Source organism: Acinetobacter sp. Tol 5 (genome assembly GCF_019702905.1).
Classification (GTDB): domain Bacteria; phylum Pseudomonadota; class Gammaproteobacteria; order Pseudomonadales; family Moraxellaceae; genus Acinetobacter; species Acinetobacter bereziniae.
Genome location: NZ_AP024708.1, coordinates 3226243 through 3249032, shown reverse-complemented (window position 1 = coordinate 3249032; position 22790 = coordinate 3226243). Strand labels below are relative to the sequence as shown.

General features: G+C 38.0%; 24 protein-coding genes. 22 read left to right on the top strand and 2 right to left on the bottom strand.

Translation table 11 applies throughout. The features are described from left to right. Positions 1–89: 89 nt before the first annotated feature. The 22 genes from TOL5_RS15155 (at position 90) to TOL5_RS15050 (ending at position 20662) form a co-directional block, all read left to right on the top strand. Entirely contained in the window at positions 90–593 is a 504-nt protein-coding gene (locus tag TOL5_RS15155) for a terminase small subunit (RefSeq protein WP_042086497.1), read from the top strand. Further along, a complete protein-coding gene (locus tag TOL5_RS15150) occupies positions 586–2547 on the top strand; it encodes a phage terminase large subunit family protein (protein WP_213065030.1) in 1962 nt (653 codons plus the stop codon). Before TOL5_RS15155 ends, TOL5_RS15150 begins: the two co-directional genes overlap by 8 nt. A gap of 104 nt (positions 2548–2651) precedes the next feature. After that, on the top strand, positions 2652–3185 hold the full coding sequence (locus TOL5_RS15145; protein ID WP_221260473.1) for a hypothetical protein: 534 nt from the start codon (positions 2652–2654) through the stop codon (positions 3183–3185). A gap of 6 nt (positions 3186–3191) precedes the next feature. Beyond that, positions 3192–4766: a phage portal protein gene (locus TOL5_RS15140; protein ID WP_221260472.1), complete on the top strand. Its 1575-nt coding sequence runs from the start codon at positions 3192–3194 to the stop codon at positions 4764–4766. After that, positions 4766–6796 (top strand): phage major capsid protein, encoded by a 2031-nt coding sequence (locus TOL5_RS15135; RefSeq protein ID WP_221260471.1) that lies wholly within the window; start codon positions 4766–4768, stop codon positions 6794–6796. Before TOL5_RS15140 ends, TOL5_RS15135 begins: the two co-directional genes overlap by 1 nt. A 59-nt stretch (positions 6797–6855) precedes the next feature. After that, positions 6856–7134 carry a hypothetical protein gene (locus TOL5_RS15130; protein ID WP_151806607.1) on the top strand — a complete coding sequence of 93 codons (279 nt, stop codon included), beginning with the start codon at positions 6856–6858 and terminating at the stop codon, positions 7132–7134. A 3-nt stretch (positions 7135–7137) separates the two neighbouring features. Beyond that, positions 7138–7476 (top strand): head-tail joining protein, encoded by a 339-nt coding sequence (locus tag TOL5_RS15125; RefSeq protein ID WP_221260470.1) that lies wholly within the window; start codon positions 7138–7140, stop codon positions 7474–7476. Further along, a complete protein-coding gene (locus TOL5_RS15120) occupies positions 7463–7990 on the top strand; it encodes a phage tail protein (RefSeq protein ID WP_221260469.1) in 528 nt (175 codons plus the stop codon). The genes TOL5_RS15125 and TOL5_RS15120 overlap by 14 nt, the downstream gene beginning before the upstream one ends. Next, positions 7966–8529, top strand: coding sequence for a hypothetical protein (locus TOL5_RS15115; protein WP_221260468.1), 564 nt, complete (start codon positions 7966–7968; stop codon positions 8527–8529). Before TOL5_RS15120 ends, TOL5_RS15115 begins: the two co-directional genes overlap by 25 nt. Next, positions 8526–9125: a phage baseplate assembly protein V gene (locus TOL5_RS15110; protein WP_100884822.1), complete on the top strand. Its 600-nt coding sequence runs from the start codon at positions 8526–8528 to the stop codon at positions 9123–9125. Before TOL5_RS15115 ends, TOL5_RS15110 begins: the two co-directional genes overlap by 4 nt. Positions 9126–9130: 5 nt before the next feature. Further along, complete coding sequence (locus TOL5_RS15105) at positions 9131–9460, top strand: GPW/gp25 family protein (RefSeq protein ID WP_228153680.1); 330 nt, start codon at positions 9131–9133, stop codon at positions 9458–9460. A 7-nt stretch (positions 9461–9467) separates the two neighbouring features. After that, on the top strand, positions 9468–10382 hold the full coding sequence (locus TOL5_RS15100; RefSeq protein WP_221260467.1) for a baseplate assembly protein: 915 nt from the start codon (positions 9468–9470) through the stop codon (positions 10380–10382). After that, the gene (locus TOL5_RS15095) at positions 10379–10909 is read left to right on the top strand and encodes a phage tail protein I (protein WP_100884825.1); all 531 of its coding nucleotides are present in this window, start codon (positions 10379–10381) and stop codon (positions 10907–10909) included. Before TOL5_RS15100 ends, TOL5_RS15095 begins: the two co-directional genes overlap by 4 nt. Before the next feature lie 7 nt (positions 10910–10916). Next, entirely contained in the window at positions 10917–13808 is a 2892-nt protein-coding gene (locus TOL5_RS22520) for a phage tail protein (protein WP_228740290.1), read from the top strand. Further along, positions 13808–14218 carry a hypothetical protein gene (locus tag TOL5_RS15085; protein WP_221260466.1) on the top strand — a complete coding sequence of 137 codons (411 nt, stop codon included), beginning with the start codon at positions 13808–13810 and terminating at the stop codon, positions 14216–14218. Before TOL5_RS22520 ends, TOL5_RS15085 begins: the two co-directional genes overlap by 1 nt. Before the next feature lie 116 nt (positions 14219–14334). Continuing rightward, positions 14335–15513, top strand: coding sequence for a phage tail sheath subtilisin-like domain-containing protein (locus tag TOL5_RS15080; protein ID WP_221260465.1), 1179 nt, complete (start codon positions 14335–14337; stop codon positions 15511–15513). A gap of 9 nt (positions 15514–15522) precedes the next feature. After that, the gene (locus tag TOL5_RS15075; protein ID WP_200024627.1) at positions 15523–16035 is read left to right on the top strand and encodes a phage major tail tube protein; all 513 of its coding nucleotides are present in this window, start codon (positions 15523–15525) and stop codon (positions 16033–16035) included. A gap of 4 nt (positions 16036–16039) precedes the next feature. Then, complete coding sequence (locus TOL5_RS15070) at positions 16040–16336, top strand: phage tail assembly protein (RefSeq protein WP_221260464.1); 297 nt, start codon at positions 16040–16042, stop codon at positions 16334–16336. A 225-nt stretch (positions 16337–16561) separates the two neighbouring features. Next, entirely contained in the window at positions 16562–19006 is a 2445-nt protein-coding gene (locus TOL5_RS15065; RefSeq protein WP_221260463.1) for a phage tail tape measure protein, read from the top strand. Continuing rightward, positions 19006–19461, top strand: coding sequence for a phage tail protein (locus tag TOL5_RS15060; RefSeq protein WP_221260462.1), 456 nt, complete (start codon positions 19006–19008; stop codon positions 19459–19461). The genes TOL5_RS15065 and TOL5_RS15060 overlap by 1 nt, the downstream gene beginning before the upstream one ends. Positions 19462–19463: 2 nt before the next feature. Further along, entirely contained in the window at positions 19464–19679 is a 216-nt protein-coding gene (locus TOL5_RS15055) for a tail protein X (RefSeq protein ID WP_221260461.1), read from the top strand. Further along, positions 19670–20662, top strand: coding sequence for a phage late control D family protein (locus tag TOL5_RS15050; RefSeq protein WP_221260460.1), 993 nt, complete (start codon positions 19670–19672; stop codon positions 20660–20662). The genes TOL5_RS15055 and TOL5_RS15050 overlap by 10 nt, the downstream gene beginning before the upstream one ends. 136 nt (positions 20663–20798) lie before the next feature. Here the strand turns inward: TOL5_RS15050 and TOL5_RS15045 are convergent, their stop codons facing one another. Together TOL5_RS15045 and TOL5_RS15040 are read right to left on the bottom strand one after the other, a co-directional pair. Then, on the bottom strand, positions 20799–21278 hold the full coding sequence (locus TOL5_RS15045) for a hypothetical protein (RefSeq protein WP_221260459.1): 480 nt from the start codon (positions 21276–21278) through the stop codon (positions 20799–20801). A gap of 292 nt (positions 21279–21570) precedes the next feature. Next, a complete protein-coding gene (locus TOL5_RS15040) occupies positions 21571–22557 on the bottom strand; it encodes a hypothetical protein (protein ID WP_221260458.1) in 987 nt (328 codons plus the stop codon). Positions 22558–22790 lie beyond the last annotated feature (233 nt).

The following is a 22790-nucleotide window of genomic DNA, read 5'->3' as shown; positions in this document are numbered from 1 at the left end:
GACCTCGCAGGATTTCATATCTGCGTGAATTTTTAAAATAAAACATACTACTACTTCTCAGCAAAATAAGGATTGGAAAAAGTGCTTTTATGGCAGTCTCAAGTAAAGGTCAAAACGTAAGTAGAAAGGGGCTTTCAGATGTTTTTGGAGTTGCTTTAACTACGGTTGATGCTTGGGTTAAAAGAGGTTGTCCAGTAGTAGTCCGAGGTCATGGAAAAGGGAGTGAATGGCAGTTTAACACCGCTCAGATCTCCCAGTGGCTTCAAGATCAAGCAGTGGATAATGCAACAGGTGGAATACCTGACAATAAAGAAGAATTAGAACTACGAAAACAAAAAGCAGAAACCGAATTGGCAGAATTAAAACTGGCAAAAGAAAAAGGTGAAGTGGCATTAATTTCAGAGTTTGAGCGTGCTCAATCCATTGCATTTAGTATTATTCGATCAAACATTCTAAACATCCCTCAACGTGCGGTTTTACAGTTATTAGGTGAAACAGATGAGCGCACATTTAAAGAAAAATTAAGAGCTGAATTAGTTTTAGCGCTTGAAACAGTAGCCGACTCAGATATTGAGGATGATGACGATGAGTGATTTATCAATCTTTAGTAATTTTGAGTCAGTCGTAAATTCTCTTAAACGCTCAATGTCTTTCTTGATGCCACCACCTGACATTAAGCCGAGTGAGTGGGCGGAGAGAAATATTAAAATTCCAGTGGGTAATGCCATACCTGGTCCCATAAATTTTGATAATGCACCTTATCAGCGAGGAATGCTGGATGCTATCAAAGAATATGGTGTACGCCGTGTCACATATATGACAGGTGCTCAGTTAGGCAAAACAACAATTCAGCAGTGTGCAACAGGCTACTTTATCGAACATGAGCCAAAGTCTCAGATATTTGTCCAACCTACACAAGGGGACGTGCAAACATTTTTAGAAACTAAACTTAGACCAATGATCGAGGCGAATAAATCAATTTCTAAAAAAATGGCAAAACCAAGAAGCCGCGAAGGTGTAAATAACAGCCGAATGATTTCATATATTGGTGGTTGGCTGATGTTTTCTTGGGCTGGTTCTCCTAAAACATTGCGTTCAAGATCTGCACCAGTGACACATGCAGATGAAATCGATGGCATGGAAGCTACAAGCGAAGGTGATCCAATTGAGTTACTTTCCCAACGTTCAGCAACATTTGGCGATCAAGCTTTAAGAACTGAATCCAGTACACCCACAGTTAAGGGGGCAAGTCGTGTAGAAACGGCATATTATAACGGTGACCGCCGTAGGTACTATGTTCCTTGTCCTCACTGTGGAGAAGCACAATTTTTAAAATGGGAAAATGTGACTTGGCAGGGGCGAAAATCTAAAAATATTCAAGATGCCCGAGAAGATTTAGAACAAACACATTTAGTAGAAACAGCGGGCTATAGGTGTGAATGTTGTAATGAGATTTGGACAGATGGGGAGCGTATTGCAGCCATCCGAAATGCAGAGAAAAACGGTTATGGCTGGAAAGCAGAATTACCCTTTAAAGGTCATATCAGTTTCCATGCCCCGGAGATGCTTTCAACATTCCGAAAAATGCGAGACATTGTCCAATCCTATTTAGATAAATTGGCTTTGGATGATTTACAGGTATTTGTAAATGTATCTTTGGGTGAAACCTATGAGGAAAATGCAGATAAGGTAGATCCTGATTCTTTGCAGGCACGAGCTGAGGAATATAAAGCGATCGTTCCGCTAAATGGTGTGTATCTCACTTGTGGTGTCGATATGCAAATGGACCGTTTAGAACTTGAAATTGTCGCATGGGGACTTGGCGAGGAAAGCTGGTCTGTAGATTATCGTGTGTTGTGGGGTGATCCGCTTGGTGAGGAAGTATGGGAGCAGTTAGACGATGTTCTTGCAGAATCTTATCTGCATGAGTCTGGCTCACAACTAACTATATCAGCAACTTGTCTGGATACCGGTGGTACTGCAGGATGTACACAAGCGGCTTATGAGTACGTTAAAAATCGCCGCAATAGAAAGCTTTTTGCAATCAAAGGTCGTGGTGGATGGGGCTTACCCATAGTACAAACACCACAGCGAAAGCAATCAGGGAAGGATAAACGTAAAATTGATTTGTGGCTTGTTGGTGTAGACGAAGCAAAATTAATGGTATCTCGTCGTTTGGAATCGGATCGAGTGGGACCGGGTTATTGCCATTTTCCTATTCAGCGAGAAACAGAGTGGTATAAGCAACTTACAGCGGAAAAATTGGTCATTAAATACATCAAAGGTCAACCAATTAGAGAGTGGCATAAACCAGACCGAGCACGGAATGAGGCGCTGGATTGTCGTGTTTATGCTTTGGCAGCATTAAAGATTATGAATCCTAATTTAAAACGTATTTCTGAACGTGTACTCACTGATGCAGCAGTCATCGAAAATGTAAAAACCGAAATGATTGAACCGAAAAAAACTCGAGTAAATACAGTTGTTAAAAAAAAGTCATCCACGGTAATAGTTAAAAAGAAAAGAGTATTCGGAAATAAAAAGTAAGACTTTTTAGTTTAATAGTTAGATAGATGAAAAAATGAATAATGAAAAAATTTTAATGATTATCGAAGATGGGCATAACAGCTCAGTTTCGGTAATCATTTTTTATGGTATTTCCACAAAAAATCACAGCAGGCTTAACACTCAAGCACAACATTAATTTAACAGCGTACCCAGCCTCCTTATGGGCTGTTAAAGCTTATTTGCGTGGACCATCAAGCATTGATATTAGTGCTGAGAAAGATGGAAATCTCCACGTTTTAAACGTATCTGCTGATGTCACAAAAAACTATAAATCAGGCTATTACGGTTTTTCTTTACGCGCTGTCAATGATTTTGGCGAAGTTGAAGAAATTGAAGCGGGTTCTGTTGAAGTTATTACAGATTTAGCTGCGGTAACTGGTCAAGTTGATACACGTTCACATGCCAAGAAAACACTTGAAGCATTAGAAGCTGTAATTGAGGGGCGAGCAACCTTAGACCAAGAACGCTATCGATTAAACAACAGGGAATTATTTAGAACACCCTTAGACACCCTTATAAAATTACGAAATCAATATCGTGCTGAAGTATCAAGAGAAATTGCCAAGTCAAGTGGCAAAAGTATTTTTGGTAAAGTCGTGCGCGTGAAGTTGGGGTAAATGCTCATGTTTGGATTGAAGCGAACCATACCTGAAACCCCTGATATTTCTGCATTACCAGAAGTTAAGATCAATAATGACTCAATAAAAAAAAGAGCTGGACGTGTATTTCAAACTGCTAGTCGAATGTTTAAAGCTGGGGTTACAGATCGGCTTACTTCAAAGTGGTCATCCTCGCCTTTACCCGCAGATTTAATCATTGAGCGCTATCAAAAAATTATTGTCGCGCGGAGTCGCGAGCAATGCGCCAATAATGATTATGGTAAACAATTTTTACGCCTCACCCATCAAAATATTGTAGGTCCACAAGGTGTCACACTTCAGGCACAAATCAAAAACAGTGCTGGAAAACTCGACAATAAAGTGAATGACTCTATTGAGCAGGCTTGGGAGCAATGGGGCAAGAAGTCTATTTGTGATATTCAAGGGAAGAAGTCTTGGCGCTCATTGCAAAGAGCTTGTGTCATATCTGCCGCCAAAGATGGAGAATTTTTTATAAGAATTATTCGAGGTCAAGAAGCTGGGCAGTATGGTTTTGCTTTGCAAATTTTAGATGCTCAACGTTGTCCAGTGCATTATTCAGATAAATTATCAAATGGTAATTTCATTCGCCAAGGGATTGAGTTTAATAAATTCGGTCGCCCGATTGCTTACTATTTTGATGCCTCTACCGAACAAAATGCTCAATATAAATATGGATCTGCAAATTACATTAAAGTGATGGCTGAAGATGTTATTCACGGTTTTTTAGATGACATTGTAGGGCAAAAGCGCGGATTACCTTGGACCGCAACCAGTTTATTTCGCATGAAGCAATTGGCAGAGTTTGAAGATTCAGCCATTGTCAATGCACGTGTTTCAGCTAACAAAATGGGATTCATTCAGTGGGATAAGGACGCAAGTGGTCCAGAGTTTGACCCTGAAGAAGATGAAATTGTTATTGAGTCTCAGGCTGGTGAATTTCCGATGTTACCTCAAGGTGCTCAATTAAAAGAATGGTCACCTAATTACCCCACTGGCGAATTTCTTCCATTCCATAAGGCAATGCTGCGCTCAATGGCAGCGGGCATGGGTGTGCTTTACAACAATCTCGCCTCTGATTTGGAAGGTGTGAATTTTTCAAGTATTCGACAGGGCACATTAGATGAGCGTGAACACTGGAAAGAATTACAGCAATGGCTGATCGAGTCATTAGTTGAACCCGTATATAACGCTTGGCTTGAATATTCTTTGCTTAAAGGTGTGATTAAAAAAGGCAATATTCCACTAAAAGCGCTTGATCTTGAACGTTATAAATCTGTGTCTTGGCAACCTCGCCGTTGGGCATGGATTGACCCATCTAGCGATGTGGCAGCAGCGGAAAAGTCTAAAAATAATATGTTGACTTCACCTGGTGCACTGATTAGAGAGCAAGGCAAAGACCCACAAACGGTATGGGCAGAAATCGCAAGGGATACCAGAGCAATGATTGATTTGTTGGTAGATCAAGGCATAACAAAAGAAGTGGCTGAAGAAATGGTTTTAACAAGTATGGGTAAAAAACAAGTTGGCGCAGTTGGGCGACCAAAAGAGGGTGTGTAATGAAAAAGTCTAAGTTATCGACTTCAATTGTGTGCGGGTTGCTTGCAGGTGCGTACTTTAAACGTGATGCATCTCAAACAAAGCCATTGCCTGATTTTAATAAAGATAAATTATTTCGTTCTTATGTCGTAGATGATTTTAAGGTTGATCTTGAAAAACGTACTGCAGAGCTTTCATTTTCAAGTGAGGCAGAGGTTGGGCGTTGGTTCGGTGTTGAGATTTTGGATCACTCTCAGGGTGCAATTGATTTCAGTCGTTTAAATGCTCGTGCGCCATTCTTACTGGATCATAATTCTCGTGATCAAGTCGGTGTTGTTGAAAGTGCATGGCTTGACCATTCTCAGCGTAAAGGGCGCGCTTTAGTACGATTAAGTAAGTCGTCCCGCGGAGAAGAAATTCTACAGGATATTGTAGATCTAATTCGTACCAATATCAGCGTGGGTTACATCATCAAAAAAGCAATTCTGAAGGAACAGCGTGAGCATGAAGATGTTTACCTGATTACAGAATGGCAACCCTATGAAATTTCTTCTGTTTCTATTCCAGCGGATACATCCGTGGGCGTAGGTCGTTCTAATGAAAAAGTGAATAATGAAAACAATTTACCCACTCAGCAAAATGAACCTATTGAAGTTAAAACTCAAGTCAATCAGCAAAGAGCGTTTTATATGAATTGGGATCATTTTACAGACAAAGACGGTAATTACTGTCGCCAACAGCTCAATGATAAAGGTGAGCGTTTTGGTGCAATTGAGATTCTTCGCAAGGCTGAAGATACAGCGACACGCGGAGCAGAACAAGAACATGCGCGAACACGTGAAATTTTAGAATTGGGTCAAAAATACAATATGCCTGAATTGGCAACTGAGTATATTGGTCAACGAAAATCACCAGCTGAATTTCAAACTGCAATTTTAGACAAAATGCATGAGCGCCAAGGCAAGCCAATTACTGAACAACCAAAATCCAATAATGCAAATATTGGTTTAACTGATGATGAAACACGCCAGTTTTCACTATTCAGAGCTATCCGAGCTTTACGCCCTAACGCAAGCGCCTCAGAACGTGAAGCTGCTGCATTTGAGTTTGAGTGTAGTGCAGCAGCAGAGCGAGCCTATGGGCGTACTGCTCAGGGTATTTTAGTACCTGCTGATGTATTAAGCCGTTCAATCCCTCAAAATCAACAACGTGCTTTTGATTTGGGTGGGGGCACTGGCGCAGGTGGAAGTCTGTTAGGGACTGATCATCGTGGAGATATGTTTATTGATTTATTGCGTAGTCGTACCACGATTATGCAACTTGGTCGTCATATGTCTGGCTTGGTGGGGAATGTTGAAATTCCAAAAGCAACCGGTGGAGCTACCGCCTATTGGGTTGGTGAAGGTGATAATGTTGCAGGCAGCAACCCGACTACAGGTCAAAAAGAGTTAAAACCAAAAACTGTAGGCGCGCTTGTTGATATTACACGTAGTTTGATGCAACAAAGTTCACCAGATGCAGAAAGTTTGGTATGGGATGATATTAACCAAGCTTTGGCTTTAACCATTGATAAAGCAGGTTATTACGGCACAGGAACGGACAAACAACCTTTAGGCATTAAAAATATGTCGGGTATTAATGCGGTTCCTTTTGCCGCGTTAAATCCGAGCTATAAAGAAATTGTCGACATGGAAAGTCAAATTGCTGCAGATAATGCCAACGTGGATCGCATGGCTTATGTCATGAACTCATTAATGCGCGGACATTGTAAAACTGCTCCTAAGTTCGGCACGGGTACTGAAAGTGTTATTTGGGAAACAGGTGGCACAGTCAACGGTTATCGCACAGAAATCACCAATCAGATTGAGGATGGAGATATTTTCTTTGGTAACTTTGCAGATTTAATTATTGGTCTTTGGGGTGGGCTGGATCTCACACTAGACCCTTATTCATTAAGTTCGAGCGGTGGATTACGAATTGTCGCTTTCCAAGATGTAGATTTTGTATTGCGTAATAGTGAGTCTATTTGCTACGGCAAAAAAACACCTTAATTCAAATTTCTAAAGCTATCGAAAGGTAGCTTTTTAGAATCAAATATCAGGATATTAAAATGAGTAAAGTATTGATTAAATTAACCGCAGCAGTCGTTATTGAGGGTGTTATTCGCCGTGCGGGTGAAGAAGTTGAGATCAATGAACAATTGGCAAAAGAATTGCTTTACCGAGGTCGTGGCACACTTGAAGAAACAGATTCCAATGAAGTTGATTTATCTAAGTTAACGATGCCCCAGCTGATTGAATTTGCTAAGTCTGAATATGATGTTGACTTAGATAAAAGTTTAAATAAAAAGCAAATGATTGAAGCTATTCAATCCGCTGCAGAGGAATAATCAATGCCTTCGCCAAGTTGGGAAAATTTAGACGTATTTCTACAAAAAGATGATAAGGGCGGTTTTGCCATAACCGTCACTATCGAATTTTTGGATTGTTCACCCAATCGAAATATTACGGGCATTTTTGATGAACCTTATCTAAATGCCCAACTCGGCGAATATGAAGTCGATGCAATTGAGCCACGCTTTACTTGTAAAGAAATTGATGTTTTCGATGTTAAGAAAATGGATCGTTTGATTTTGGATGATGGGCGTACCTTTAATATTATGACTTATCCGCAAAGGGATGGTACGGGGTTTTGTATCTTAAAGTTAGAAGAGCGAGATGATTCAATTTGATATTCGATCTGAAGGCATTGAGGCAATAGTTGCTGAACTTGAACCCTCGGAAAACCAAGCTAAAGTTGCTCTAAAACGTACTTTAAACAAGATGGCGAAATGGATGAGTACCCGAACAGTCAGAGGTTTAAGCAGTGAATTGGCTTTGACTCAAAAAATACTCAGACGCCGTTTAAAGAAAAGTACCATCGTTCAATCAGGTTCAGGATTTTCAATACGGTTGTTTTATGGATTGAATGATATTGCCTTGATTCACTTAAACCCAAGACAAACACAAAAAGGGGTAACAGCCAGTAAGCGAAAAGTGGATGAGGCTTTTATTTCTAAGCGTAAAAATCAAGTTTTTAAACGGATAGGTAAAGCACGTTTACCCATTGAAAAACAGGTTGAAATTATTAAGCCACAAGCTGATGCATATCTTGAAGGTGTTGAGTTTAATTCAGTGGAATTTCATGAACAGTTTTTTAAGACATTGGAGCATGAATTAAAATGGCAGATGAAATGGATGGGGTAGATTTATTCAATCTACACGCGACAATAGAAAAAAAACTTCGTGAACAATTTCCAAAGTTTAAATTGGTTGAATTTTATCGATCAGAAGAAGAACGCAAGCCGCCAACACTGAATGAACTCCCTGCATTATTTCTGGAAATGGATTTTGAAATAAATCTTGATGGGGATAGTGGATCTGAGCAACTTCCATTGATCGCAAGAGTTGAAGCCAGAGTGATTGACAGCTTTGAAAGACAAAACTCTAAAATCAATATTCGTTCTTTAGCGGCTCAAGTTGCTTATTATATTTTTAAAAATAAACGCTTCCATGCCTATAACGGATCTATTGCCGTTGGACCAGCTTCATTGGATGCTTTGACACAAGATCATTTTTACCCAAGCTTAAAAAGTTATGAAGTATGGCGTGTGGATTTCTCAATCCCAATTCTAGTTGGGGAAAATATTTGGAAGCAGATTGGTGAAACCCCGATCCCTGTTTATAGCTATACGCCTGATGTAGGTATAGGTCATGAGCAAGATTATCAGGAGGTAGAGCTTTGAGTTATGCCAATGCCAATATGGATCGAATGTTAGGTGATTTAATTCGCTATGGGCGCATTGAGTCTGTTGATTTTGAGACGATGACAGCAGCAGTGGATTTCGATGGTTTACTGGTGACAGGGCTTGAATGGGCTAAATCCCGTGCTGGTGATGATCGTTCAGGCAATGCACCCAGCGAAGGTGAGCAAGTCTGTGTACTTTCGCCCAGTGGTGATATTGCACAAGGGGTCATTGCATTTTCAATCACACAAGAGAAATTTCCGAACCCCAATAAAAACGCTAATCCTAAAACAATATATGTGGATGGCACTTATATTGAATATGACAAGCAATCACATACCTTGACTGTCGATGCATCTCAAGCAGGTGGAGAAGTCATTGTTAAATGTAGTCATGTTCAGATAGATGCACCAGAAACCACATGCACAGGCAATTTATCCGTTGGCGGTGCATTGGCAGTAAAAGGCAAATCCACAATGTCTGGCAATGTTAGTTTTACTGGTGGTTCAGTGACACACAATGGCAAAAATATTGGTGGCTCACATACTCATAATAAAGTTAAAAGCGGTGGTGATAATTCAGGCGAGGTCAACTAATGGGGATGAGTCGAATCCATGGTCGTGAGCTCACAGGTATTGAGCATTTAAGACAAAGCATTGTTGATATTTTGACTACGCCAATTGGCTCAAGAGTCATGCGCCGTGAATACGGATCTCGATTATTTGAATTGATCGATGCGCCGACAAATCGAGAAACATTAGTAGATATTTATGCGGCTGTGGCTGAAGCATTAAATCAGTGGGAAGACCGTTTGCAGTTAGAGCAAATTGATATTACCAGCGCAACCAAAGGGCAATTGGTTTTAACGCTGACAGGTAAATATCTGCTGGATGGTAAGGCAATTAAACTGGATGGGATTGTAATAAGGTAGGTGAAAAATGACAGGTATTAATTTTGAATATTTAACACCGCCAAAGTTAATCAAAGAACTGAATTTTGAAGAAATTCTTTCTAAACGAAAAGAGGGATTTATCGCGCTTTACAATCCTGAAGATCGTGAAGAAATTGAAAAAACCTTAAAACGTGAATCAGATCCAGTGACTAAATTATTGGAATATTGCGCTTATTTAGAATTGATATTCTGCCAGGAGCGTAACGAGGATGTTAAATCTTTATTGGTGATGTATTCAACAGGTTCGGATTTAGAGAATTTAGTTGCAGATCGAAATATAAAACGATTAGTCATTAGTCCAGCAGATAATACAGTTACGCCGCCAATGCCAGCAATTATGGAAACTGATGATGATCTACGTTATCGCTATATCTTGGCAATGAATAGTTTAAGCGTTGCTGGTCCAACATCTTCATATAAATTTTTTGCACATAGTGCCGATGGTCGTGTGGGGGATGTGTCCGTAGTTTCTCCACCAAATAAGCCGTATTTCTTGGATATTTACATTTTGCAAAATGATTCTGAGACTGGGGCGGCATCTCAAGAATTAATTGATATTGTTCAGCTCGCACTCAACGATGAAAGTGTCAGACCAGTTTGCGACCGTCCAACAGTGCATTCTATTGGTATTGTAAATTATGACATTCAAGCAAAAATCTATGTGGCTCAAACTGCTAAAAATAGTACCTTGTTGCAGCAAGCCAGAGAAAATTTAAACAGCTATATCAGAGATCAGCGCCGTATCGGTCGCTCTGTCCGCAAGTCTGCAATCTATTCAGTCTTACATATTTCTGGTGTGGAACATGTGGAAATAATTTCCCCGGTACAAGACATCATTATAGATTCGTCTCAAGCGAGTTATTGCACAAATATTGATATACAGGTTGAGGTTTATGAATGAAAAAATTATTGCCTTCCAACTCAACCGAACTTGAATACAATTTAGCAGAAACTCTAAGCAATACATTTAAAATTGAGCCTCGATTGAATGTATTGATTAATATTGATTCTGTACCAGATCAATTCCTAAATTTTCTAGCGATTCAATATTCAGTTGATTATTGGCGTGATGACTGGACGCCATCATTAAAGCGCGCAATTTTAAAGCAATCTTTCAATAGACATAAAATCAAAGGGACACGCAAGGCTATTTTAAATGCCTTAGAACCTTTCGGATATGAATCAAAAATTACAGAGTGGTGGCAAACCGTTCCGCAAGGGATACCAGGTACTTTCTATTTAGAGCTTGACCTTAATGGTCGTGAGCTAAGTGAAGAAGTGTATAAGGAAGTAGATCGGTTAATTTCAGAAAATAAACCAGCAAGCCGACCACTGACAAACCTAACAATCAATGTTCAACCTGTTTGTATTCCGCGTGTTGCGGTTGGTGTACATGGTGCGGAGACAGTCACAATTTATGTAGAGTAATCGATCAATGGCAACAGTGTATAAAGGCATATTAACAAACAACGGTAAGGCACTTATTGCAAATGCCACAGTCAATAATAAAGTTAATTATTCACATATTGCCCTTGGTGATGGTAACGGTTCAGTTCCTACACCTTCCGAAACACGCTCAGCACTTATAAATGAAAAGGCAAGAATTGCACTCAATGTCGTTGAAATTAGCAGTAGTAATGCCAATCAAATTGTATGTGAGGCAATCATCCCAAGCAATGTAGGCGGTTTTTACATCCGTGAGCTTGGGTTATATGCTGGCGCTACAATGGTCGTAAACTCAAACTACCCACCAACTTATAAGCCTTTAGCCGATGAAGGTGGTGCACGAGAAATAAACCTTAAACTTATTATTAATGTTCAAAATGCTGAAGTGATTGCACTTTATCTTGATGACTCGTTAATCTATGCAACTCGTGAATGGGTAAATACCAATTATATTCGTCGAAATGAAATTGTAGATAATCTAACGACAGATGATTCAAAAAAACCACTCTCGGCAAAACAAGGAAAATATTTAGAGGATAATAAACTCAATAAAGCAATTAATATTCCTGTAAATGCTGATTTAAATAATTATAAAACTCAAGGAAGCTTCTTTGTCGATCTAGACGTTTATGCTGCAACTATTAAAAACAGTCCAACATGGTTATCTTTCACTCTACAAGTGGATATTACCGCAGGCGTTGTTCAAAGGCTAACAACTTACAATGGTGGTGGTACAAAACAATATATTCGATCTTATTATCAAGAGTGGTCAGAATGGTATGAAATTTATAGTAAGCTAAATCCTCAACCGACTGTAGACGCAATTGATGATCTAAATTCAAGTGATGCAAAAAAACCCTTATCTGCAAATCAAGGCAAAAAATTAAACGAAAAAAAGGTTGAAGTTGGAAACTCTTTTTTTGATTCATTTGCAAAAGATGTTGATTATTATCAAGATCATCTCACTGAGCAAACTTTTAAGTCTTTTGATGATTTTCCACTTGGATCGCGTATTTTAGTTTCTAAAAATATAAATTTATTAAATGCACCCAATATTGCAGATGATTTTATTTATATTGAGACAAAAACAACTTACAAAAAAAATGCACCAGGGCGACTACAAATGGCTACTGGATATTCTTCTGGTGAAATCGCAGTACGTTCAGCACCTACAAATGCTAATTATGGTTCATGGAAAAATATAGCACATACCAATAGTAATGTTGCTTCAGCTACAAAATTGCAAACTGCCCGAAATATTACAATTGCAGGTGATGCAAATGGTACGACTTATTTTGATGGGACATCTAATGTTTCTATCAATATGGTTTTAGCAATGGCAAATACAAGTGCTGGTACTTATGGTGCGAACACATTACAAATTCCAGTATTTACAGTTGATAACAAAGGGAGAATTACAAGTGCTGGCAATAGAATGTTTCCTTCAGCTTCGACAACAGTACAAGGAGCAGTACAACTAAACAATACATTGACTAGTACTTCTGTAACTGAGGCGTTGACTGCAGCACAAGGAAAAACATTGTTTGATAGTAAACTGTCAAAATCAACAAAAATCTCCAGCGGTGATTTAAACCATTATCAGGAACCAGGACTGTATTGGTGTGATGCAGATGCTGAAGCTGCAACTATTCTAAATTTACCAACACCATTTGCTTTTTCACTCTTTGTAGAACGTCATGCAGGTGCAAAGCAAACATTTACTGAATACAACACAAATCGCACATTCATTAGACGGTTTTATAATGGGTCTTGGACATCTTGGAAAGAAATTGCATTTAGCGATAATCAGACTTTTACTGGATCTAATAAGTTTAATGGTGATGTAGAAGTTGCTGGTGCAATATATGCTCAAAAGTTCAGAGGTGAAAGTGATTTTTGGTTCACGTCTAATGATGGTGGAATAGCTAAAAAAGTTCTATCGGGTGGATTACTTGCTTCCTCAAATTATACGGATGTTTCCTATGTTCCTGAAAATGGTATTTACTCTAAAGGGAATATTTTAACTGCAGGTGGTTTCTTCACAGCACGTGCTGAAACAACAATCAGTAATAGTACAGGTAGATATTTATTTATCAACCAACAAAAGTGGGGGGCATTTGATCCAGCCACAGGCTATGTACCCTTATCAGTTGATTGTGGTGGAACAGGCAACGGGCAAGGTATTGCACCATCCGCAACTAAGTTACAAATTGCCAGAAATATCAATAATGTTCTATTTGATGGAACAGGTGATATTAATATTACAGCTCCTATGCGCTATCTAGGAAATGCAAATAATTCAACTTTAAACAGTTCTCTTGAAGATGGTTTTTATCTTGTTGCAGATAGTAATATCAGTGGATTCTATGGATATGGAATTTTAGAAGTTCGTAAAGCTGGAGCGACGATTCATCAAACTTATTACGCACATAATAAAAATGTAAATGGATCTGTGGCAGTCCGACAGTCTTGGAATGGCGGTCAAAACTTTACTGAATGGCGTTCATTAGATCCACAAGGTTCAGTGACGCTTTCAGGTCAACTTTCAGGAAGTGCAAGCTTTGATGATTCTGGGAATATAAATATTTCAGCTTCAGTTGTTCAAGGGCTTGGCATTAATCAAACGTGGCGCAATGTAACATCTCAACGTGCTGCCAATACAACATATACCAACAACAGATCCGTACCTATCAAAGTTGCTATTTATTTAGAAGCTGGTGGCAATAACGCTTATGCAAATATAAGTGTTGGAGGTGAGTTTCTATTTGCATTTTCAAATACTACAGCCTGGGGTACATCGAGGGGTGGTGAGATTACAGTGCCTCCATATACAACTTACCGTGTTGATGGAACATTCACTAAATGGTCGGAGCTAACATAATGAAATATTTCAAAAAAAATGGTGAAGTTTTTGCATTCGAGAGTGACGGTTCACAAGATGAATTAATCACTGAAGATTTTGTAAAAATGACAAAAAGCGAAATTGATCGTCATTTAAATCCTGAGAAATATTGGAATGATCAGCAAAAACGAGAAGCCTTTCTACTTACACTCACGGCTCTTACTCGTCGTCAATTCAAACTTGCTTTGCTAGAAAACAATTTACTTGAGAAAGTTGAATCAACGATCGACAACATTCCAGATCTGCAACTACGAAAACGTATGCAGATTGAATACTCAGAATCAGTTGAGTTTCATCGAGAATCAGAATCAGTGAATGCAATGTGTGAAATGCTTGAACTTAGTGAAGATCAAGTTGATCAACTTTGGCAACATGCGATGACCTTATAAAAAGAGTCTTTCTCAATTTCTGGCTTGTCATTTATCTGTGAAAAAGTGAATAAGGAAAAGAATCATAATTTATTCAAGAATGAATCCAAAATCTAAATATGATTATGGATTTATTCATGACAGACACTTTCATTCACGGTATTGAAAACGTCACTGTAGATGATGGCGTAAGACCAATTACCACAGTGCGAAGTTCAGTAATCGGATTAATCGGGACCGCACCCGATGCAGATGAGAAACTTTTTCCACTCAATACTCCAGTTTCAATCGCTGGATCTCGAATAGAAGCAGCAAAACTTGGATTAACTGGTACTTTGCCTGATGCTATAGATTCAATCTTTGATCAAATTGGCGCGCTTATTGTTGTCACTCGTGTTGCAAAGGGCGTGACTGAAGCTGAGACACTTGCCAATGTTTTGGGTGGAGTGGATGCGAACAACGGTACTTATGAAGGTGTTCATGCATTTCTTGCTTCTGAGAACATCTTAGGGTTTGTTCCAAAGATTTTAATCGCACCAGGTTTTACACATACACGCACAGAGGGTAATTCCAATGCTGTAGTCGCTGAATTGGTTGGTATTGCTGAACGACTAAAAGCGACCATTATTCCGGATGGTCCGAATACCAATGATTCAGATGCTCAAGCTTATGCGAAAGATTTTGGTTCAAAGCGTATTTATCTGGTAGATCCAAAATCCAAAAAAGTTGGTTCAGAAGGTACATTAATTGAATCATTCTCAAGTGCTCATGTTGCAGGTCTAATTGCAAAATCAGATAGTGAGCGCGGTTGGTGGTGGTCACCATCAAATCAGGAAATCAATGGTATTGTCGGCACAGTTCGCGCAATAGATTTTCAAATGGGTGACGCAAATTGTCGTGCGAATATCCTAAATGAAGCAAAAGTAAATACAATCATTCGCCAAAACGGTTATCGTTTGTGGGGAAATCGCACGTTATCAGCAGATTCTAAGTGGCAATTTTTATGCGTGGTGCGTACTGCGGATATGATCGACGAATCATTGAAAGCTGCCCATCTTTGGGCTGTAGACCGTGGTATTACTAAAAATTATGTGAGTGATGTGGTCGAGGGAGTAAATAGTTATTTGCGCTATTTAACAAACATTGGTGCAATTTTAGGCGGTAAATGTTGGGCAAATCCTGACTTAAATACCCCTGATCAAATTAAATCAGGAAAGATTTATTTTGATTTCGATTTCACACCAGTTTATCCAGCTGAACACATTATTTTCCGTTCTCATCTTGTAGATGATTACATCAAAGATATTTTTGCGTAAGGGGGTTGTATGACAGGTGTAGCAGCAGATATTCGCAAAAATTGGAATATCTTTATTGATGGTAAAGGCTATGCGGGTAAAGCCGATGAATACAATCCTCCTGAGTTGGAAGAAGAAAACGAAGATTATCGTGCTGCAGGGATGGACGCGGCAATAGATATTCGCACAGGTATGAAAAAGTTAACTTCTGACTTTACTCTTAACTCTCATAGCCGAGATACTTTGGCTTTGTTTGGAGTTAAACAAGGTAAATCTACAACCGTGATTGTTCGTGAAGCAATGGAGAGTTTCGACGGCACTGTCACCGCTATTGAACACACAATGCAAGGTAAGGTTGTAAAAATTAGCCAGGGTAAAGTTAAAGCCGGTGAATTACCTAAAGACAAATACGATATGTCCTTAACTTACTATAAACAGACCATTGGTGGAAAAGTCATTCACGAAATTGATGTGATTAACATGGTTCGTATCATTGATGGTGTGGATGTATTGGCTGATATTCGTAACGCAATTGGGATCTAAAAAAATGTCTAAACAAAATCAACTTCCAGAATATCTAAAAGAAACAGCTACAGGCGATTTCGAAATTACATTTGCCAAGTCACTTGATATTGATGGGGCGAAAGTGGGTGTAATTGTAATGCGTGAGCCTACAGTACAAGATTTGCTTGCTGCAGAAATGCAATCAAAGGGTCAATCTGATGCGGTTCAAGAGATCATGATGTTTTCAAATCTTTGTAGTGTTACACCGGATCAAATCAAGGCAGCGACATTAAAAGATTATCGCCGTATTCAAGAGGCATTTAAGCTTTTTACAACATGAGCACAGAGGTCGCAAGATCTTATGTGCTCGGTTTAGCTTCACACACTTCATGGTCAAAAGCTGAAATTTTGGAAATGAGAATTTCAGAAATAATTTGGTGGTGTGAGGGATTGCCTGAAGATGATCAATAACCGCTTTCGAGCGGTTTTTTAATGAAAAACTGAATAATGATAAATTTTCAAAACAAATAAAAAATAGTGAATCAGATTCTAAAATTGTTTTGCTATGTCAAATAAGAAACTCAATGCAGTCATTACGATTGGAGGAGCATTATCAGGTTCCTTTAAATCTGTAATGAATACCACAAAGGGCGAACTTAATAAAATTGGCTCGGAAGTCAATCGACTTAAAAAAACTCAAAACCAATTGGGCGACTCGATCAAAACTTTTGGTGGAATGGGTAAGAACGTTGATAATTTACGTTCACGTTATAGCGCCGTTACAGCCGAATTAAAAAAATTAGAATCGCAACAACGTAAGTTAAATTCGATTGAGAAAGCAAGACTAGAAAACAATGAAAAACTATCAAATCTAAAAGGGCAATTAGGATCTGTTATTGCTTCGACTGTAACTGTCGGTGTCCCGGTTAAATTGGCAATTGATTTTGAATCTGCAATGGCAGATGTAAAAAAGACCTTTAGCGGTACTGATCAAGAATTTAAAAAGATTAGTGATGATGCTTTGATGCTATCAACGCGCCTACCAATGGTCGCGACTGAAATATCTAAAATTATGGCTGCAGGTAGTCAGTCCGGTATTAAAGCCAATGAGCTTACTCGATTTGCTGAAGATGCAGTCAAAATGGGAGTGGCGTTTGATACCACAGCGGATATTGCAGGGCAATCTATGGCAGAGATGCGTACCGCATTTCGCATGAACCAAGATGAGGTTGTAGAGCTTGCCGATAAAATTAACTATTTAGGCAACAATACACCAGCTGCAGCCAAAGCCATTATGGATATTGTTCAACGTATTGGTCCATTGGGTGAAGTTGGGGGCTTCGCTTCGGGATCAATTGCTGCACTTGGTGCGACGTTACGTGGTATGGGGATTTCGGAGGAAATTGCAGCAACAGGTATTAAAAATACCATGTTGGCTTTGGTTGCTGGTGAGTCTGCCACTAAAAGCCAAAAGGCAGCCTATGCAGAATTAGGGCTTGATTACAAACGTATTTCAAAACAAATGCAAAATGATGCCAACGGCACAACATTGGAAGTTTTAAAGTCTGTATCAAAACTTGAAAAGCATAAACAAGCAGCGGTTTTATCTAATTTATTTGGTAAGGAGTCGTTGGGCGCAATTGCACCACTTTTAACCAATATTGAATCATTAGAAAAAAATCTAGGAATGGTTGCCGATAAAAGCAAATACGCTGGATCGATGGCAGCAGAGTATCAGGCTCGATCTGAAACAACCGCCAATTCAATTATTCTTTTTAAAAATAGTTTATCTGCATTAGGCACAATTATTGGAAGTGTGCTCTTACCCTATATTACGGCTGGTGTTGAGAAGCTTGGAACATTTGTAGTTAAAGTGATTGAGTGGACCAAAGCAAATCCAGAACTTACAAGCACAATTGTAAAGGTGGTTGTAGGTTTAACAGCTTTAAAAGTTGGGTTGATTGCTGTGCGCCTTGTGTCATTGCTTTTGAGATCCAGTATTTTAGGGCTTGCTGGTTCTTTTATCCGATTGCTTGGAAGCAGTAGCGGATTATCAAAAGTGTTCAAAAGTACAGGGCAAGCTATATTAGGTATGAAAAACCCACTTGGCATCGCAAGAGCTGCTTTTTCATCATTTGGACCTGTATTAAAACAAATTGGATTTGCTTTACTACGAACTCCGTGGGGCGCTGTTGCAGCAGTAGCAATTGGGGCTGGTATTGCGATTTACAAAAATTGGGATCGAATAAAAGCTTTCTTTGCAGGTTTTTGGCAAGGCTTAAAACAAGGTATGGAACCTTTCACAAGTGCTGTATCTGAGTTAATTGCTTCTGTACCAATTTTAGGTAAAGCGTGGGATCTGGTGAGCACTGCGGTTTCTAAAGCATGGAATTGGTTTAAAGAATTACTCACACCAGTTAAGGCGAGTAAAGAGGATATAGAAAAAGCGACCTCAGCTGGGCAAAGATTTGGTCAATTGGTGGGCGGTGCAATCAATGCTGTTTTGGCACCACTTCGCATGATGATTGATGGTTTTAAGCGGATCTTAGATTTTGGCGGTAAAGTTTTTGACTTAATTGGGAAAATTGTAGGTTTTGATCTAGGCTCAAAAGTTGCAGAGGTTAAATCTATTTCGCAAATACCGCTTGCCCAGCCAACACAGCCAAAAACTACAGCATTACCATTCCCAATGAAGGTCCCAAAAGTTGAAATGCCGAAAGCTTCATTTGTAGGTGAAGGATTTGCAAGAAAATCTAATTTTGAAGCCGATAACATTCCTGAAGCAATCAAACCATTTTCAAATAGTAAAACTTCTGACTCGAGTCAATCCGCTCGAATTAATCAATCAGATCGGCGCGATCAGGTAAACCACAATTCCTTTTCATTTACGATTCATGCCGCACCTAATCAAAATCCAAAGGAAATAGCTCAAGAGGTAATGCAAAAGCTGAAACAACAACAGGGCGTTCAAGAGCGTAATTCAATGATTGATTGGGGGTATGCACAATAATGTTAGTTTATGGATCTTTCATCACCATGATGCGCCTAGGTGATTTCAAATTTGGAATCTATACGGCAGCTTATCAGGAATTAAACAGAACAACTCAATATCAGTGGGGGGAACAGTCTGTTTTTGGGGATTGGGATAATCTGCAATATTTGGGACCTGGACAAGACACTATGACTTTAACTGGTGTGATTTTCCCTGAATGGAATGGTGGCACAAGACAGCTTGATAATTTACGAGTATTAGGCTCGCTGGGTAAGCCTCAATTATTGATTACTGGCTCAGGAAAGGTTTTAGGCAATTGGATTATTACAGAGGTTGCTGAGGGGCAGAGTAAACATGCCGCATTTGGTGTACCACGACGACAAGAATTTACGATTAACCTTAGGAAGCATAGTGATGTAATGGGAAGCTTAGGGCTTGCAAATATCATTCGCGGTGCAATTGGGAGATTATAAGCATGGCTCAATATCAAACTAAAGCGGGCGATACAGTAGATTATATTGCCTATAAATATTATGGGCACACAAAAAATAAAGTGGTGGAAAATATTTTTAATGCCAATCCACGATTATCCGCAATGTCACCAATATTGCCAGAAGGCGTATTGATTAAACTACCAGAACAAACAAACACTCAAATTTCAATGAATACAAGGATTAAACTATGGGATTAAAACCTAGTTTTAGTGTGGTCGCAAATGGTAATGATATAAGCAGTGTGATCTATCAATTATTTGAATCAATCAGTGTGACTGATAAAACCGGAATTGAGTCAGATTCATGCGAGATTAGTTTGATCGATGACCCTACAAACCCAATTGATATGCCTGTGAAGGGCGCAGAGTTAAAAGTTTCAATGGGCTATGATGGTGAGCTTCAGAGCATGGGCTTATTTATTGTTGATGAAGTTGAGTTATCAGGTCCACCAGACAAAATGATTATTCGTTGTAGGGCTGCAGTTCAAACGGAGAGTAAGACAGGTAAAACGTCATTACAGACCCAAAAGAGTAGAGTATGGGATAAGGACATTACTGTTGAGGGTGTTGTCCTTAAAATCGCAACTGAACATAATTTAGAACACTTAGTGAGTGATTCTTTAAAGTCAGTTAAGCTACCACAAATAACACAGTCTGAAGAATCAGATTTATCATTCTTGATGCGATTATCTAAACGCTATGACGCAGTATGTAAGCCAGCTGGTGGCAAGTTATTATTTGTAAAAAGAGGCGAAATTGATTTAGGTACAGTCGAGCTTACACGCTACCAAGTTTCAAACTGGTCAATGGTGAGTAGTTCAAGGGATAGTGCTGGTACTGTTATCACCTATTGGCATGAAAAAAACAAAGCAAAAAAGAATGAAGTGAAGTTGGGTGAGGGCGAACCAGTTAGAAGATTACGACATACTTATCTTGATGAAAAAAGTGCAAGAGCAGCTGCTCAATCTGCGCTTGATTCATCTAAGCGTAACGAAGATAAAGTTTCTATTGAGTTACCTGGTGATCCATTGCTTTCAGCTGAAGCAAAATTAAGTCTTTCAAGTTTTAGATCTGGAATTGATGGTGACTGGTTAATTGATTCAGTGATTCATGCAATTGATAAAACTACTGGTTTTATGAGTTCATTAGAGGCTGTGAAAAGTTTCAATACAGATAACTAAAAATTTTAACAAGTGTGCAAAATATTACTTTGGTCAAACCTTATACCAAACATGACCAAAGTTCTTAAATTATATAACTCATTGTTTTTATGCTTATTCAAGTTTGCTTTTGTGATGGATTTATACAGAATAAGGCTTAAATAGCTACAATTTTATTGTCAATATATCCAATAGGATAATGGCCTAAATAATATAACTCAGCAATAAACTCCCATTTTTGACCTAATTGTAAATATCTTTCAGTCATTAACTGTCTGAAACAGAAACAAATTGAATCACGAGCTGCAAGACTAAAATCATGTGGAGGTATTATGAACAACTCCTTATTCATGTCTCTTGTTGCATTTAAAATTTTATTATTAATACATTTTCTCAAGTTCAATAATTCTGAGGTATTCTTTTGTTTTTTGTAAAATGGATCTTCTTGGGAAATACTTGATGGTAACCATCTAAGTTTGTTATATTTTCCCTGAAAGTCCTCGTCTGAATGATTCAAAAAAGCTTTACCTAAATTTTCAATTAAAATAACTCTATCATCATTGATATTGTTAATTCCCATTTTAGAAAAAAAATTAGTATTTTCAATTTTTCTTAAATCATCATTGATATCAAACATGAACTTACCCAAACTTTTATAAGGCTCAAAGGAAAATTTTTAATCCTTTCTTGTATTCTAACCTTCCTAATGAGACTAGGCTACTATGTAGAATATTGTATTGATAAGTTGGAAAATCATGATTTTAAGGAATTTCCTCCCCGCCTTTTTATGATTCCTAAAGAAAGGGAGAAGTGAAGCTAAAGCACTATTAGCTAATGGACACGCAGCTGATGCAAAAAGATTGAGGGAGGTATGGCCCGATTAATCTTTTACATTTAATTACGTAAAATTGTATTGTTTAAATTTACAACTACATTCCTACGGCTAAGAGGTGCAAAAATTTTTTATAATAATTATTGTCATGCTCTGAAAGATTTTGATTCATATAATAACTAAGACATCTAATTGGAAAATGGACACTTTGCCCATTGTATTCAAACCCAATCCCAAAACTAGCTTCGTAAGTTATTGCGACAGAATGTTTGCTTGTTTGAAATTTTTCATCAACTTTATTCGATAAAGCTTTTAAAAAAACCATTTCTATTTCATTTTGAAGATACCTTCCAACTATATCTGAATAACCCTTATTAGCATTTATTATACTTTTAACATCTTTAAATTTACCATAATGAACTCCTTGATTGTTTAGAATTTCATGATGGTAAATAAATCTATCTAGAATACTTTTAGCAAAAGCAATTACATTTTCTCGGTCAAATAAATTTGATAAATCTATAGCAATGATCCCTTTTTTAGCCAATCCTGCCTCTATTCTTTTATCAATTTGATCAATTGCTTTTTCAATATTATCTGATATTCTATTTTCACTACGAATGTACTTGCATTCAACGGCAATTTCATTCTCTAAAATAATATCACAATCAGTATCTAAATTTATATCGGTTTCAGCATTTGTCATCTTTACAAATCTAACTGCTGTAGAGATCTCAAAAAATGGTCCGTTATACTCTTGATCTGAATCATTTGTGTTACTTTTTCCACAAATGATTTTTTTAATTTCATCTGGTTTAACTCTAACTCTTGGATTGGTTATATCCAAGAAATACTGCAGCTGTAGAAATTTTATCACCAAATAATAAAGATTTGCTTTTTGTTGATCATTACAATCAGAATTGGTATTTAAATCTTTTAAGGCTTTTAGGAAGCTTGCTAATTTTGTAATGTTGACATTAGTTTTAATTTTATAATGATCAAGAAATTTTTGAATATCATTTATTAAATTAGAGAATTTTTCAACCAAATCATCATGGTCATAAACTACTTTTTTAACTGTCATTTTCTTACTCAAAAATATGAATCGTGAGGTTTCAAGATGTATTCTAGAATTTTAACACAATTCAATTATAGTTCTACGAAACCATAATCTTAATTTTATTATTTAAAGTTAAATCAGTGACTACTCTTAAACCACAGCATTAAGTGTAAAAATTTTATTTGAAATTTACTTAAATCTAATCATCCCATTCTTCGTAAAGTAATTCTTAGACAACATATCTTGACTCATAGACC